This is a genomic window from Alkaliphilus pronyensis, assembly GCF_009017275.1.
Classification (GTDB): Bacteria; Bacillota; Clostridia; order Peptostreptococcales; family Natronincolaceae; genus Alkaliphilus_C; species Alkaliphilus_C pronyensis.
Genome location: NZ_WBZC01000019.1, coordinates 59,571 through 75,958, shown reverse-complemented (window position 1 = coordinate 75,958; position 16,388 = coordinate 59,571). Strand labels below are relative to the sequence as shown.

15 protein-coding genes are annotated in these 16,388 nt (G+C 35.6%); 2 read left to right on the top strand and 13 right to left on the bottom strand.

What is annotated here, in order from left to right; all coding sequences use genetic code 11:
* Positions 1-6: 6 nt before the first annotated feature.
* Together F8154_RS06530 and F8154_RS06525 are read left to right on the top strand one after the other, a co-directional pair.
* Complete coding sequence (locus F8154_RS06530) at positions 7-1,050, top strand: ABC transporter substrate-binding protein (protein WP_151860803.1); 1,044 nt, start codon at positions 7-9, stop codon at positions 1,048-1,050.
* A gap of 309 nt (positions 1,051-1,359) precedes the next feature.
* Positions 1,360-1,908 (top strand): VanZ family protein, encoded by a 549-nt coding sequence (locus F8154_RS06525; protein ID WP_151860802.1) that lies wholly within the window; start codon positions 1,360-1,362, stop codon positions 1,906-1,908.
* Positions 1,909-1,958: 50 nt separating this feature from the next.
* Here the strand turns inward: F8154_RS06525 and F8154_RS06520 are convergent, their stop codons facing one another.
* The 13 genes from F8154_RS06520 to F8154_RS06460 all read right to left on the bottom strand — a co-directional run bounded on the left by F8154_RS06520 (position 1,959) and on the right by F8154_RS06460 (position 16,093).
* Positions 1,959-3,155 (bottom strand): M20 metallopeptidase family protein, encoded by a 1,197-nt coding sequence (locus tag F8154_RS06520; protein ID WP_151860801.1) that lies wholly within the window; start codon positions 3,153-3,155, stop codon positions 1,959-1,961.
* Positions 3,155-4,084: a S66 peptidase family protein gene (locus tag F8154_RS06515; RefSeq protein ID WP_151860800.1), complete on the bottom strand. Its 930-nt coding sequence runs from the start codon at positions 4,082-4,084 to the stop codon at positions 3,155-3,157. The genes F8154_RS06520 and F8154_RS06515 overlap by 1 nt, the downstream gene beginning before the upstream one ends.
* An 82-nt stretch (positions 4,085-4,166) precedes the next feature.
* A complete protein-coding gene (locus F8154_RS06510; protein ID WP_151860799.1) occupies positions 4,167-4,703 on the bottom strand; it encodes a spore maturation protein in 537 nt (178 codons plus the stop codon).
* 14 nt (positions 4,704-4,717) lie between these two features.
* Positions 4,718-5,338 (bottom strand): nucleoside recognition domain-containing protein, encoded by a 621-nt coding sequence (locus tag F8154_RS06505; RefSeq protein ID WP_151860798.1) that lies wholly within the window; start codon positions 5,336-5,338, stop codon positions 4,718-4,720.
* 86 nt (positions 5,339-5,424) lie between these two features.
* Entirely contained in the window at positions 5,425-6,750 is a 1,326-nt protein-coding gene (gene lysA, locus F8154_RS06500; RefSeq protein WP_151860797.1) for a diaminopimelate decarboxylase, read from the bottom strand.
* Between the two features lie 284 nt (positions 6,751-7,034).
* Positions 7,035-7,859 (bottom strand): C40 family peptidase, encoded by an 825-nt coding sequence (locus F8154_RS06495; RefSeq protein WP_151860796.1) that lies wholly within the window; start codon positions 7,857-7,859, stop codon positions 7,035-7,037.
* 27 nt (positions 7,860-7,886) lie between these two features.
* A complete protein-coding gene (locus F8154_RS06490) occupies positions 7,887-8,666 on the bottom strand; it encodes a serine hydrolase (protein ID WP_151860795.1) in 780 nt (259 codons plus the stop codon).
* A 21-nt stretch (positions 8,667-8,687) separates the two neighbouring features.
* Positions 8,688-10,070: an N-acyl-D-amino-acid deacylase family protein gene (locus F8154_RS06485; protein ID WP_151860794.1), complete on the bottom strand. Its 1,383-nt coding sequence runs from the start codon at positions 10,068-10,070 to the stop codon at positions 8,688-8,690.
* A gap of 118 nt (positions 10,071-10,188) precedes the next feature.
* The gene (locus F8154_RS06480) at positions 10,189-11,133 is read right to left on the bottom strand and encodes an ATP-binding cassette domain-containing protein (protein WP_151860793.1); all 945 of its coding nucleotides are present in this window, start codon (positions 11,131-11,133) and stop codon (positions 10,189-10,191) included.
* Entirely contained in the window at positions 11,126-12,175 is a 1,050-nt protein-coding gene (locus F8154_RS06475) for an ABC transporter ATP-binding protein (protein WP_151860792.1), read from the bottom strand. The genes F8154_RS06480 and F8154_RS06475 overlap by 8 nt, the downstream gene beginning before the upstream one ends.
* A gap of 11 nt (positions 12,176-12,186) precedes the next feature.
* Entirely contained in the window at positions 12,187-13,155 is a 969-nt protein-coding gene (locus tag F8154_RS06470; RefSeq protein ID WP_151860791.1) for an ABC transporter permease, read from the bottom strand.
* On the bottom strand, positions 13,155-14,099 hold the full coding sequence (locus F8154_RS06465; protein ID WP_151860790.1) for an ABC transporter permease: 945 nt from the start codon (positions 14,097-14,099) through the stop codon (positions 13,155-13,157). The genes F8154_RS06470 and F8154_RS06465 overlap by 1 nt, the downstream gene beginning before the upstream one ends.
* A 137-nt stretch (positions 14,100-14,236) precedes the next feature.
* Positions 14,237-16,093 (bottom strand): peptide ABC transporter substrate-binding protein, encoded by a 1,857-nt coding sequence (locus F8154_RS06460; RefSeq protein ID WP_151860789.1) that lies wholly within the window; start codon positions 16,091-16,093, stop codon positions 14,237-14,239.
* Positions 16,094-16,388 lie beyond the last annotated feature (295 nt).

Genomic DNA, 16,388 nt, shown 5'->3' with positions numbered 1-16,388 from the left:
TTAAAAATGACTAAAGTCTTTAAAACAACATTAGCATTATTACTTGTAGCCTCTATTATTCTTGCTATGACAGGATGTAGTGAGGGTAAGCCTACGTTAAAGGTATATAACTGGGGAGACTATATTGATGAATCTGTTTTAGTGGAGTTTGAAGAGGAGTATGGAATTAGAGTAATTTATGATACCTATGCAACCAACGAAGACATGTATATAAAAATAAAAGCTGGTGGCAGTGATTATGATGTTGCTTTTCCCTCTGACTATATGATTGAACGTATGATTAAAGAGGATTTGCTTCACGAAATAGACTTTAATAACATTCCTAACTTTAAATATATTAGTGAAGAGTTTAAAAATCTTGATTATGATTCTAGTAATAATTACTCTGTGCCATATATGTGGGGTACTGTAGGTATAATATACAACACTACTATGGTGGATGATACAGTTGATAGCTGGGATATTTTATGGAATGAAAAATACGCAAATCAGATATTAATGTTAGATAGTCAACGGGATTCTATTGGTATAACCTTAAAGAAGCTAGGATATTCTCTTAATACTAGAGATGTTAATGAGCTTGAGGCTGTTAAAGATGAGCTAATTAAACAAAAACCATTGGTTTTGGCTTATGTTGGAGATGATGTAAAGGATAAGATGATCTCTGAGGAGGCTGCAATGGCTGTTGTATGGTCAGGGGATGCTGTTTATATGAAATGGCAAAATCCTAACCTTGAATATGCTATACCAAAGGAGGGTAGTAACCTTTGGTTTGATGCTATGGTAATTCCTAAAACCAGTAAAAACAAAGAAAATGCAGAGCTTTTTATTAACTTCATGACTAGCACCGACATAGCCTTTAAGAATACAGACTATATTGGTTATTCTACTCCCCATGTGGAGGCTAGAAAGCTTTTAGATGATGAGCTGATTAATGATAAAACAGCATATCCCTCTTCAGAAGATTTAGCAAACTGTGAGGTTTTTAAGGACCTTTCCGACTTCTTAACAGAATATGATAGGGTTTGGACAGAGGTTAAGGCGAGATAGGGAGAAATAAAAATTAAAAGTTAAAAGTTAAAAGTGAAAAATTAAGAACATAAAACCGAATTAAAAATTAAAGGCAAAGATAAAAGAAATGTTGAATGTTGAATGAAAAGACGAAATCAAAAACCTTAAAAAACTAAACACAAGGGTCAGTAGGCTTTTTTACTGATTCTTGTGTTTTCCCTTTTTACTAAATGACTTTTATTAGGCTGTATGTTCCAATATATATTTGTGTTATTATTAAATAGTGTAAAAGGGGTAAAATAACATATAGGTTAAATATTTTATTAAAACTTGAAAGGCAGGTAGAAAATGAAAAAACTAAATGGTTGGGTATTTGCAATAATAATACTGGGAGGAATTTTTTATTTATCCTCTATTCCTGGTTTAAGGGTACTACCTATATTAAAGCAGCTAAATACTATTCTCTTAAGATTTGATGTGTATTTTATACGTATTGCTGAATTAATAGCTGAGCATTTACCTGTTAACATGAATGAATTGAATCCTATACGAACAGTTAGTTATGATTTTTATGCCTATGCTAGAGCAAATCCCGTAATACTTGAATTCCTATTAAGAAAAATAGCCCATGTTTTTGTTTTTTTCTCCTTGACAATAGCCTTATTTTTTCTAATAAATCAATACACAAAAAAGAATTATACAGCCCTTTTATTATCTTTTGTTTCTGCCACTGCTATGGCTGCTTTAGATGAGTTTAGACAATCCTTTACAGATGGTAGAGTAAGCAGCTTAATTGATGTTGGGATAGATTTTATTGGTATATCCTTGGCTACATTATTAATTATCTTTTCAATATTAATTACAAAGAAAACAGAAAAGCAAAAACCTCCTGCTTAGGAGGTATTTTTATTAGGCTGGCGGCATGAAAGCTTTTTAAAATCCTCCATTTAGTCTGCCTCCTCTAACATTGACAGGGTATTTTTGACTTGAATAGCTACTCCTATAGGGAGACAATCTTCATCTACATCAAATAGAGTACTATGGGCTTCATGTACTATTCCCTTTTCTTCATTTCTACAGCCTAGTCTATAAAAGGCACCTGGGGCCTTCTGAAGAAAATATGCAAAGTCCTCTACTCCTAAACTAGGAGTTTTAATTATTTCTACATTTCTCAAACCTAATATTTCCCCTGCATTTTTCTTTACTACTTCCACCATAGCATCATCATTAATTAATGCTACATACCCCTCTTCTCTGTTAAGCTCTGCTGAACCCCCCATTGACTTAGCTATATTTTCTATGGTTAGCTTGATTCTATCCAAAACAATATCTCTAGTATTAGGGTTTAAGGTCCGTACTGTACCCCTCATAGTTACTTTATTTGCAATAATATTCCCCTGTGTTCCACCAGATATTTCACCCAGTGAAATAACGGCAGAATCTCTTGGGTCTACATTTCTACTTACTATTGTCTGTAGCCCTGTTATAATATGACCAGCTATAACGATTGCATCTATTCCTCCATGGGGATATGCTCCGTGGGTGCTTTCCCCCCTAACAGTTATTATTATTGTATCGGATGAGGCATTCATTTGGCTGTATTTTACTCCAATTTTCCCCACTGGTGTTTCTGGAGTTACATGGAGTCCAAAAACTGCATCTACAGTTGGATTCTCCATCACTCCTGCTTCTATCATGGGCTTAGCTCCACCTAAAGTTTCTTCGGCAGGTTGAAAAAACAGTTTTATGGTTCCTTTTAGCTTTGCTTCTCTTTCCTTCAACAGTTTAGCAGCCCCCAAGAGAATAGTCATATGGGCATCGTGTCCACAGCCATGGATTTTTCCCTTTATGGTAGATTTATAATGCACTGTCTTTTCATCCTCTAGGGGTAAGGCATCCATGTCTGCCCTTAGGGCTACCACCTTACCCTTTTCACTACCCTTTATAATTCCCACAACAGCAGTATTGGCCACATCTGTCTTGTAGGGTATTCCCATTTCCTTTAAGTGTTCAACTATTTTTTTTTGAGTTTTAAACTCCTCCATACCTAGTTCGGGTTCTTTGTGGAAATCTCTTCTCACTTTACTTAGCCAATTTTTTATTGCTTGAGCCTCCATCAATAGTGGATGTGTTGATTTTGCCATTAAATTGTTGCCGCCTCCTCTAAGAATAAAGTACCTTCCTCTGCATTTAGTGTTGCTTTAACCCCGAAGGGAATAGTTAATTTTGGAGTGCAATGGCCTGCCTTTAAATCAAATATTGTTGGCTTATTGTAGGGAACTATTATCTCCTGAAATACCTCCATTAGACTTAAGCTTTCTTTAGCCTTAGATGGCTCACAGTCCTTCCAGTCGCCTAAAATTATACCCTCTGCATCATTAAGCTTTCCAGCAAGTGCTAACTGGGTCAACATTCTATCTACACTGTAGGGTTCTTCTCCTATTTCTTCTAGGAAGAGGAGTTTACCCTTGGTGTTAATCTCATAGGGAGTTCCCATTGTTGAACTGACTAAGGCGAGGTTTCCACCTACTATTTCTCCTGTTGCTTTACCAGCCACAAGGCATTGGGTTTTAACTTCTATTGGATTCTTAAGTACCCCCATAGGTTGTGGCTCCATTATAGCCTTTATAAAATACTCTTTACTATAATCATCAAGTCCGCCTGCAATATCTGACGCAGCCATTGGTCCGTGGAAGGTTACAAGGCTACATATTTGATTAATTGCTAGGTGTAGTGCAGTAATATCACTATAGCCCATAAAAATTTTTGGATTTGCCTTTATAATATTAAAATCTATTTTATTTAAGGTTTTAGCTGCACCATAACCTCCCCTTAAGCAAATAATACCATTAATTTTCTTATCATTAAACATAATATTTATATCATTTGCTCTAAGTTCATCTTCACCGGCTAAGTACCCGTGGACCTGGTGACAGCTTTTACCCATAATTACATTAAAGCCTAACGCCTCCAGCTGAAGCTTTGCATTCTTTACCTTTTCTGGGTCTGCAGGGCTTGAGGGTGCCACTACTGCAATTGTGTCACCAGCCTTTAAAGCTTTGGGTTTTATCATGTTTTCTCCTCCTATAACTTTATTATGTAAAAATTAAAGGGCTAAAAATAGCCCTTATTAATTTTTATTTATTTGCTTTTTTCTATCCAAACATTAGATTAGCAACTAAAACTGCTGTTACAAGGCCAACTGCATCTGCAATAAGTCCTGCTGGAAGTGCATGTCTTGTCTTTTTAATTGCAACGGAACCAAAGTATACTGCCAACACATAGAAGGTAGTTTCTGTAGATCCATTCATAATTGATGCCATTCTACCTATTAGTGAATCTGCTCCATGTGTAGTTATTAATTCACTCATTATACCTGATGCACCACCACCGGATAGGGGTCTCATAATAGCCATTGGTAGCACCTCACCTGGCATTCCAATAAGTCCAGTTATTGGGCTTACTGCCTTAACTAAAATATCCATAGCCCCTGATGCTCTAAATATCCCTATTGACACCAGCATAGCAACTAGGAATGGTATAATTCTAACAGCTGTAGTAAATCCTTCCTTGGCTCCATCTGTAAAGGCTTCATACACCTTAACCTTTTTAAAGAAACCATAGGCTGGTATTGCTAACAAAATGAACGGTATTGCATATTTAGAAATTGCATTCATAATTTCAACAAACATATTTTCCCCTCCTTTTATTGGCCTTTTACTTCTTCAAGGTCCTGTGGTTTAATTTGAAAAGCTGGTAGCTTCTGTAGCAGCTTAACTGCTATAATTGCTGCAGTTGTAGATGCTACTGTTGCCACTATAACAGGTCCAATAATTTCTGTTGGATTAGCTGAACCAGCAGAAGCTCTTATGGCAATAATACTTGCTGGTATTAACGTAACAGAAGAAGTATTAATAGCTAAGAAGGTACACATTGCATTTGTTGCTGTATCCTTATTAGGATTTAATTCCTGTAGCTCTTGCATTGCCTTTAACCCCAGTGGTGTTGCAGCATTTCCAAGACCTAGAACGTTTGCAGCCATGTTCATGATAATTGCTCCCATAGCTGGATGATCAGCTGGTACATCTGGGAATAAAGGTACCATTACAAATCTCAAAGCCTTTGATATTGCTTTAATTAATCCAGAAACCTCTGCTATTTTCATAATTCCAAGCCATAAAGCCATAACTCCAATTAGTCCCAAAGATAAATCAACAGCTAGTCTCGCACTTGATATGGCTGAGTCTGTAACTGCTTCAATATTACCAGTAAAAGCTGCTACTATAATACCAACTGCAATAAATAAAAACCATACAACATTAATCATACACAATTCCCCCTTCTAATGATATTGGTAAAACAACTAAAAACTACTACATTCACCCCCCCCATAAGAATTTAATAATAAGTTTTTTATAGGAGATGCTTTGGAATAATATCTCTCCTAATAAGATCTTCAAGACTTTCTCTTTTTACAATTAAATTGGCCTCTCCCCTATTAACTAAAACAACAGCAGGTCTTAAAAGCTTATTATAGTTACTTGCCATTGAATAGTTATAGGCTCCTGTGCTTAGCACTGCTAAAATATCCCCTGGCTCTACCTGGGGAGCTTGTAAGTCCCAAATCAAAATATCACCTGATTCACAGCATTTTCCTGCGATAGTAACTACTTTGTCCTTCGGATGATTAATTTTATTGGCCACCACCGCTTGATATTTAGCCTTATATAAAGCTGGTCTAGGGTTATCTGGTAAACCACCATCTACACTTACATAGGTTCTTACCTGGGGAATTTCCTTTACTGCCCCCACTGTGTATAGGGTTATACCTGAACCTCCAATAATCCATCTGCCTGGTTCAATTACTATAGATGGTACTTCTATATTTAGACTACTACACTGATCTTGTAGCTCCTTCATTATGGCATCTGTATAATAATTTATAGGTTTTGGCTTATCACCGTTAGTATAGAAAATACCAAAGCCTCCACCTGTATTAATTTCTTTAGTTACAAAGGAAATTTGCTCCTTAAGCTGCTTTATGAGGTTCATAATAATTCTTAGTGCAATTACATATATGTCCCTATCAAAAAGCTGAGAGCCTAAATGAAAGTGAAATCCCATTAGCTTTATATGCTTTGATAGTACCACCCTTTTTACACATTGCAGAATATTATCCCCCTCTAAGGGAATTCCAAATTTTGAGTCCTTTTGACCGGTTATTATATATTCATGTGTTTCTCCCTTTACCCCAGGAGAAACCCTAAATAAAACCTCAATATCTCTTTTTAGAATATTTGTAATATCCTCCAGCATGTGTAGCTCAAAGGAATTATCAATAACTATTCTACCTACTCCATGGGATACCGCCATATACAGCTCTTCGTAGGATTTATTATTGCCATGAAACACAATTTTTTCCATTGGAAAATTAGCTTTAATTGCTGTATAAAGCTCTCCTCCCGAAACCACATCTAATCCTAAGCCTTCTTCTTCTATTATTTTACACATCGCCAGTGTTAAAAATGCCTTACTAGCATAGGTTGCTTTAGTATTTTTATATTTCATAAGAAATGTTTCTTTAATTTCCTTACAGCCTTCTCTTATTTTCTCCTCCGAAACAACATATAGTGGTGTTCCGTATTGCTTGGCTAGTTCAACAGTGTCACATCCAGCAAATTCATAGTTAGTCTTCATCTGTTCTGCATTTCTCATGGTTATGTCCCCTTCTATTTTCATAATTTTCTAATATATATAGCTCCTTTAATCAAAAAGCAATAACTGTGCCAATTGCTAGAATAGTGAATGTTTCAAGTCTTCTACAACTGTATTGTATTATAGGGTATATTTTGTGTTCGTTTTTCCGAACTCCTAAAGTAAATAAAGTAATACCATCAAATCTAAAACCTTAGATAATCTTGTATTATCCTAGTATATCATGAGTTCGCTTTTTAGGACAACCAGTTCGTTTTTTCGAACTAACCAATATTTATATCAGTTTTTTCATTGTATACCTCTTCGCCTTAAAAAATTGTGCCTATGCCGGTTATCTCTTTTGCTAAGTCCTCTCTATAATCATAGTCCTTTGGATTTAAGCTGTTTATTGCTACACCATTGATGCTTGAACTTGAGTGCACATATTTATCATCGCCGATGTACATTGCAACATGACCTGGGAAAAACAAAAGGTCTGCAGGTTTAATTTCATCAAGGCTTATCTTCCTCATGTATTGACTCTTTAGCTCAGCATCCCTATAGATGATAATTCCATTTAATAAATATGATATTGAACAAAGTCCAGAGCAATCTATCCCAAAAGCACTCCTTCCTCCCCATCTGTACTGGGTTCCTATGTAAGATAAAGCAGTAGCTACTAAGCTTTTCCTTAGTTTTTCTTCATCTAATCTATTTGCTTCTGTCTTTAGGCTCTCTACAAAGGTACTGCGGACCCATCCTCTCTTTTTATCTATAAGCTCAATCTCAGACCAACCATCCTTTTCCTCTCCTGTTAATGCTACTACTCCACCTCGAGTCAAGACTTCTATTATATAGCTTTTATAAGTAGGTGCAGCCATAACATCCACAATTGAGTGAGTTATAACATTTGTAGCAGAGTTTTTCCAATCCAATGACCTTTTTTCATCCATAAACATATCAGATTGATGAGCGTATCCACTATAATCATAATGGGTTTCAATGTAATACCATCCATCCCCAGTATCTTCTATCACTTTAACAACCATACCATAGAGACCCTCATCAGCCATTTCACTTTCGAAGCTGGGATGTAGCTTTATAGGCACTACTGATTTGATAAAGACCCCTAATTGAAAAGCATTATTTCCCATTTAATTAGCCCCCTTTTCTGTTTAGTCCTATCTTCCTTTATGTAAAAAATGTTCATATACTAATTTAGATATACTCCCTATAATTCTCTTAGCCTCTAAATTATCCTGAGCATCTGTAACAAATACTCCTAGTATATAATGAATATCTTCTAGATAAAAAATTCCTATATCATGGTTAAGCCTATCAAGTTCACCAGTTTTATGTGCAATAGTTACTTCATCTGTAATATACCTTGATAGGCTATCCTTATGTTTCTGCCTTTTTAGGATATCTATCATTATCTCACACATTTCTTCATTGAGTATAGACTTGTTGTATATTTTTTGTAAAATTTTTGCCATATCAATGGCACTAGTTTCATTTTGCCTACCAGCTTTTGCTGCTTCAAAATCCATCATTTTTCTTTTTAAGACTGTACTGCTAAGTCCAAGGACCCCTGCCATTTTATTTATGCTTTCATAACCAACCATATCTATTAGCATATTAGTTGCAGTATTATCACTAATTATTATCATAAGAATTATTAAGTCCTTAAATGTATATTCACTTATATTTAGTTCACTAATGATGCTAAACTCTACCCTATCACTATCCTTCGCTGTTATCTTCTGTTCTAGTGTGAATTTACCTTCATTCACCTGCTTCAATGCTTCTACCATGATTAATATCTTAATTGTACTAGCAGAGGGAAATTTTTTATTTTCCTTGTATCTTAACACCCACTTATCTCTAGTTAAGTCATTTAGCACTATAGATACATTAGCTTCTACTCCCTGTAGTTTATTTAGCACTGTTTCTCTAAGCATTTAATCACCTCCAACCCCCAGTTATTTCTGAATAGTGTAAGACTCAGTTGAGGTTCGGATAAACCTCCCAGATGTATAGCTTAATATATTATTATCTTTACAGGATATTTCTCCATTAACAAGTACGTATTTAATCCCATTAGGTGGTAGAGCAGGCTCTTCAAAGGTTGAGTTATCCTTTATTTCATTGTAGTCAAATATAAGGATATCCCCATCACTGCCAATGCTTAAGGTACCCTTAGCTAGTCCATACTTTTTAGCAGGTAACCAAGTCATCTTACCTATAGCATCATATAATGAAATTAATTGTTTTTCCTTTACGTATTTTGAGATTACCCTAGGAAATGTTCCTGCTGCTCTTGGATGACCTTGATAATTATGCATAACTCCATCACTGGCAATAAATACATTAGGATGGGATATAGCTTTATCAACATCTTCTTCCCGCATAAAATGGCCTATGGTTAAGATTGCTGGATTAGTATCCCTTAATTCTTTAAAAATTTCTTCTGTACATCTTTGTCCTTTATATTTACCTTCTGCAATTTCGATAGCTTCATAATCAGCCCCATATCTCTCTAGAAATCCGCTATCATAGGTTGTTGCTCCTACACTTGTACTGAATGCATTATAAGGATAGCAGTCTGCAGATATATCAAGACCATTTAATTTATGATAATCAATTAATGATAGTAATTCTTCCATCTGTCCATAAGCTCCCATGCTTCCTAAATGGGAAATTTGAATAGGTAAATTATGATTTAGTCCTATTTCTATAAGCTCCTTAGCTGAAGCAATCACGTTTTTGGCGTCATCTCTGATATGTGCTACTATAATTTTTTTATCTTTTTTGCAGGCTGAAGATATTTCTTTTAATTCTTTTTCATCTAATCCAGGAACATATCTAATGCCAAAGGATATTCCTAAACATCCTAAATCTAAGTATTGTTGGGCTCTTATTTTCATATTACTTATTTCTACCGGTGATGCTTTTCCATATTTATCATTTATTCCTTCTAGAGCTCTTAATATATTGTGAGGGACTAGCATGCTAAAGTTTACAGGAAGTCCAGCTCTATCAATAGCATTTATGTATTTAGGTATGTCAACCGGCCCACTTCCACAGTTTCCACCTACAGCAGTAGTAACACCCATTCTTAGCATGCAATTAAAAATACTTATGTTGATTTTGTCTAATTCTGGGTCATAGGGATCTTCATGCATATGACAATCAATAAATCCTGGAGAAATAATTAAACCTTCTGCATCTATAAGCTCTTCTCCATGCAGGATATCATTGGATATCTCAACAATTTTTCCACCTTCTATGGCAATATTTAATAAAGATGATATTTTATTTGCAGGATCAATCACATATCCATTGTTGATAACAAGTCTTTTCAAAATTATCCCCCTTTAGGTTCTTAATGTATTCATTTAATTATCTAAAACATGGGCTGCTACTTCTTCGGTGTCAATATCACGACCATAATATTCTAATACCATGGATAATGAAGTAGGGCTATTGGTTATGCATTAACGTTATTCGATACTCTTCTATTTCCTTCTCATTTCCTAATACAAAGTGTTCCGGTTCAATTTCCACCCACTTTGGAGGGGCATTATCGTAATCGTGACAACTTGGATCATAAATCTTTAGTACCTTTTCCTTCTCCTTTCTAGGGTCTGGTATAGGAATAGCAGAAAGAAGGGAACGAGTATAGGGATGTAGAGGATTTCCATACAACCTTTCAGTTTCTGCTAACTCTACTATTTTGCCTTTGTGTATTACTGCAACTCTATCGGTTATAAAACGAACAACCGATAGATCATGGGCTATAAACAAATAAGTTAAATTTTTTCTTTTTTGAAGCTCTGATAACAGATTTAAAACCTGGGCACGGATGGAAACATCCAGTGCTGATATGGGCTCATCGGCTATTATTAGATCAGGCTCCATAACTAAGGCTCTTGCAATACCTATCCTTTGTCTTTGCCCCCCTGAGAACTCATGGGGGAAACGACTTAAGAACTCTGGAAGTAACCCAACATCTAAAAGGGCCTTTTCTACCTTTTCTTTTCTTTCTTCTTCGTTTTTATAGTTTTTAATGTTGTAAAGCCCTTCAGACACTATATAGTCTACCTTGGCCCTTTCATTTAATGAAGCCATTGGATCTTGAAAAATCATTTGTATTTTCTTAGTTATCTCTTTGTCTAGCTCTTTATCTATACTGCCATTAATCTTCTTTCCATTAAATACTATATCTCCACTGGCTGATTCATTTAACCGCATAATTGCTCTCCCTATAGTGGTCTTCCCAGAGCCTGATTCTCCCACTAATCCAAAGGTCTCGCCTTTGTATATATGAAAACTAACATCATTAACTGCAACAAATTTCTTTTTTCTTTTTCCAAACTCAACGCTAAGATTCTTAACTTCTAGTAAAATATCCTTCTTATTAGGCATTTTTCCTTCCCCCCCATTGATCTCTTAATATTTTAATAGATGCAGGCGGATCTACCTTTGGGGCCCTTGGGTCTAATATCCAAGTTTTCGCTTTATGGGTAGGGCTTACTTCAAAATATGGGGGCTTTTCAACAAAGTCTATTTTTAAAGCCTTGGGATTACGAGGTGCAAAGGCATCTCCCTTCACTTCATAAAATAGGTTAGGAGGTGTTCCCTTTATAGAGTGTAAAGGTTCTCCCTTAACTCCAAGCTGTGGTAGTGATGATAGTAATGCCCAGGTATAAGGATGCTGTGCATTATAAAATACTTCCTCACTATTTCCTATTTCCACAATATCCCCTGCATACATTACAGCGATTCTATCAGCCACATTAGCCACAACTCCTAAGTCGTGGGTAATATATATGGTAGTTAAACTATATTTCTCCTTAAGATTTTTTAAAAGATTAAGAATCTGGGCTTGTATTGTTACATCAAGGGCTGTTGTAGGTTCATCACATATGAGTAAATGGGGATTACATGCTATAGCTATTGCTATAACAACTCTTTGTCTCATACCCCCTGAAAACTCATGGGGAAATTGCTTATATCTACTTTCTGAGTCTGGTATACCTACATCATCTAAGATTTCAATGGTAAGCCTTTTAGCTTCTTCCTTTTTTAATCCTTGGTGAAGCTCCACCGCCTCTTGAACCTGTTTTCCTACAGTTTTCAGAGGATTTAAGGAAGTCATTGGATCTTGAAATACCATGGCAATCTTTTTGCCTCTTATTTTAAGCCATTCCTTTTCAGTTTTGAATCTTGCTATATCTTCTCCTTCATAGGTAATACTCCCTGAATCTATCCATCCATTACCATCTAGTAGACCCATAAAGCTCTTAGTAAATACAGATTTTCCCGATCCTGATTCTCCAACTATGGCTAGACTTTCTCCTTCATATATATCTAAAGAAGCTTCCCTTATAGCAGTTAAAACCTGACCTCTTAGCTTAAATTTTATTACTAAGTCCCTAATAGATAACTTAATCTTTGGGCTTGCCATAATGTCACCTCCTAAACATGGTTTCTTGGGTCTGCTGCATCAGAGAATACATTACCCATTACATAGAAAGATATTGTAATAATTGAAAGAACTAATGCTGGGAAAATCAACTGATAACGTAGAGATGGTGCCATCATTAAAAGTCTTCCTTCATTAATTAAGTTCCCAAGTGATGGTATACTAACTGGTAATCCAAGTCCTATATAGGTTAAGAACACTTCATATCCAATGGCTAAGGGTATAGCTAATGCCATTCTCAGCATAATAACAGAAACTAAGTATGGAAGTAAGTTCTTGGTTATAATCCTTCTAGTTGGAGTACCAAGACATTTTGATGCCAAGTTATATTCTCTATCCCTTATAATTATTATTAGATTTCGTACAAACCTTGCCATATTTATCCATCCTGTCATGCACATAGCAAAAATCATAGTACCTAAACCAGGACGCATAATATATGTTAGAAGAATTAATATAATAGTTTTTGGTACATTGTTTATAACATTATAAACCTCTGTAATCGGTCTATCTAGGGGTCTAATATATCCCCACATGGCTCCAACTGTAATTCCTACAAGGGCTTCAAAAAACCCTACTGCCAATCCTATTAATAGTGAAGTGCGGGTTCCGCTCCATATACGAGCCCAAATATCTTGACCTATTGAGTTTGTTCCAAACCAAAATTCAGAATCTGGCTTATGGTTTGAAAGCTGCATTCCTGTACTTTCATCAATATATATCTTTGTAGGTAATTTTTGATTTGGTAAATAGGGTTGTATTAGTGTAAATACTAAAACCGTAGTCATCAATATTAGCAAAACCAGTGCTACCCTATTTTTAATAAACACCTGCCAAGTAGAGCGCCAATAGGAGTAATTTGAATAACCAGCGCGTTTTGCCTCTTCTTCATCGTATCCTGCAAACTCGAATAGGTCTTGACTTATTCCGTCTGATAATTTACTAATCGCCTTACTACCCATTACCTAGCCCCCTCCTTTTTCTGTAGATTAATGCGTGGGTCAAATATAGCCATAAGTATATCTCCTAAAAATAATCCAAAAATACCAATTGAAGAAAATATAAGTACTAATGCCTGTACTAATGAATTGTCTTGCCTTTGAATAACATCTACCAATAAGCCTCCCATACCAGGGATTGAATATAGTGACTCAATATATATAGAACCTGCTATTGTAAAGAGTAATGATGTGGGCAGATATTGAGCCATAGGAACAAAAGCATTTCTAAAAACATGCTTTAACATAATGGTTTGATTCCTTAAACCCTTAGCCCTTGCTAATCTAACATAATCCTTATTAATTTCATCTACCATGTAACGTCTCATCCACATTGCATAATGGGCTGTGCTTCCTAAAGCCATTGATATTGCAGGTAGTATCCAGCTAACTGGTTTGTCAGGCCTAAAGAGTATTGGCAGCTTAAAAATATCTGTTACATATAATTGTAAAAATAGAAAGTATACCGCCGCCGGAACCGCGTTTATAAACACGATATACCCTGTACCCAATTTATCCCAGAGTTTGTTTTTACTTCTCGCCATAAGTGCTCCTAAAGGGATACCAGCCAACAAAGATATGCCCATGGCAACCAGTCCAAAATACAGTGAATAGGGTAGCTTATCTGCTATAATCTCTGTAATAGGCACTTTAGGTCTGTATATTATAGATGTTCCCAAATCACCAGAAAAAAGATCCTTGTAGAAGTTTCCTAACTGTATATGTATAGGATCTCTAAGACCCATACTTGCTAAGATAGCTTCTCTTTGTGCCACATCTAATTTATCAAATTCATCTCCAAAGTAACCCTCTTCTGGCATTAATCTCATAAGAAGGAATACTATTGTAATGATAATGAATAATGTAACCAATGATTGGAGTAATCTCTTTATAGAATATTTTAACATCCCTCTCCCCCTCTACTTGTATTTCAAGCCTGTAATAGAGTCATAAAGGATTAATAACGTATCTTTATAGGCTATTAATAAGCTATAAAGACTGTTATTAAACAGTCTTTATAGCTTATATTTATTTTAATTTTTACTTACTTTAAAGCCTTCTCACGTGCTTTTTCCCATGCTTCTCTTTCCTCATGATACTGTTCTGTATTCATTGGCTTTTCTAGAAGATGTTGCCCTTTAAATCTTTCAGCTGAAACTCCAAATGGTGAATATTGTGACTCAAATGGATTTAATCTTGAAGCAGAATACCCACCTCCACCAAGGGCATAAGGTATTACAAAGGCTTCTTCTATTAAGAAGGCTTCTGCGTCAGCAAATAACTCGTAACGTTTTGCGATGTCTAGAACTTCTGCCTTGGCAGTATCTACTAAGTTTGTATAGCTTTTCTCTCCATTAGCTTCGGTATATCCTTCTACAAACTCAGGGAAGTTATAAGTCCCACCTGGATAGAATGGACCTGTATATGTTTCAGGGTCGGCATAGTCTGGTCCCCAGTTAGCTTCTAGGAAGGCATAATTTCCATTACGTCTATTTTCTGACAAGAAGTTTGTAGGAGGTTTTGCTGCGATAACTATATCTATATAGTCTTTTCCTAATAAATTCTCCATTTGTTGTTCTATGACCTGAGCACGGTTAGCCCATTCAGTTGATCCTGAATTATATGGCATATATACTATAACGGGGAAATTAGCATTTCCTTGTAACTCTTCCATAGCTTTTTCTTTATACTCAACAGCTTTAGTTTTATTAAATGAATCTGTAGTTGTGAAATCATTCAACTTCCCAATTTGAGTGTAATCCGATCCACCTATACTAACAAAATTTCTAGGTGTTATTGTATTTGATAGTTTTTGTTCTGGATTATAAGGCTCTGCAGTTAGCATAGCTGCTTTTCTATCTAAAGCATGGAATAGGGATTTACGGAAGTTTTTATTATTAACTGCAATCTTCCAGTTGTCTGGCTCATATTGTTCATCAAACTTTGGGTCAAAGTTTAGTGCATAGAAATAAGTATAGAAAGATGTTCTATTAGGTCTTACCATTTCCTTCTTTTTAGAATCCTTCATCCACTCATCAATAATTGATGAGGGTATAGCTGCGTAATCTATTTCTCCACGAGCAAATAGCTCTGGGGCTAGAGTTGCAGACTCTTTATTGTATAGATAGTTTATTTTAGTAAGGAATATATTGTCCTTATCCCAATAGTTTTCATTCTTCACAAGAATTCTTCTAGTTTGTGGCTCAAATATTTCCATTATAAAAGCACCATTATATAGGAAATTCTTGTGATCAGTACCAAATCTATCTCCTACTTCTTCTAAAAACTGACCATTAACTGGGAAGAATGCTACGTAGTTAAGCATTGATAGGAAATATGGTGTTGGTTGCTTAAGGGTATACTCTAGAGTATGTTTATCTACTGCCTTTACTCCTACCTGTGAAAAATCAGTAATATCACCATTATAGTACTCTTCGGCATTTTTAATAACACTATAGAAAATATTAGCAGTTTTTGACTCATTTGTGCTGTCTAGAAGGTACTCAGCAGCATCAACGAAATCCTGTGCTGTAACCTCTGCATATTCTATACCTTCATGGGTCACCCATTTAACACCTTCACGGATTTTAAATGTCCAAACTAAACCATCGTCTGACGTAGTCCATTCTGTCGCTAAAGCAGGTTGTACAACCCCATATCTGTCATAATCAATTAGTGAATCTACTAAGTTAGCAGCAACCCCAAATTCATTTGTACTAGCTGTTACTAGGTAATTTAATGTAGTAATTTCTCCAGAATAGGTCCATGTAAACTCTTTTGGTACACTACTAGGCTCTTCAACTCCTGTTTCATCCCCATCTGTTGGTTGGTCCGTCCCCCCAGACCAACAACCCGTTAGTGCTAACATTAGTATTAACATTAAGACTAATAATTTTTTCATTTTAACCCTCCTCTTCCAATATTTTATTAAATCTCTCTTTACTGAAAAGGTCTTCATAGGTTAATCTTTATATAATAATTCTATTCTTCCTTTGTTAATAAAAGTACTGATGGTCTTGGTAATTTACTATAGTTATGAGACATTCCAGCATCTACACCCACATAGGTTACTAACACTCCCGCTTCTTAAGGGGGAGATGAGTGCCGCCAATTTGCATAATATTCTGACTTATTATAAAGCAAGTACCATGCCAATTTCTACTAATTTGTATATAGGCTAATTAGCACCTCTATTT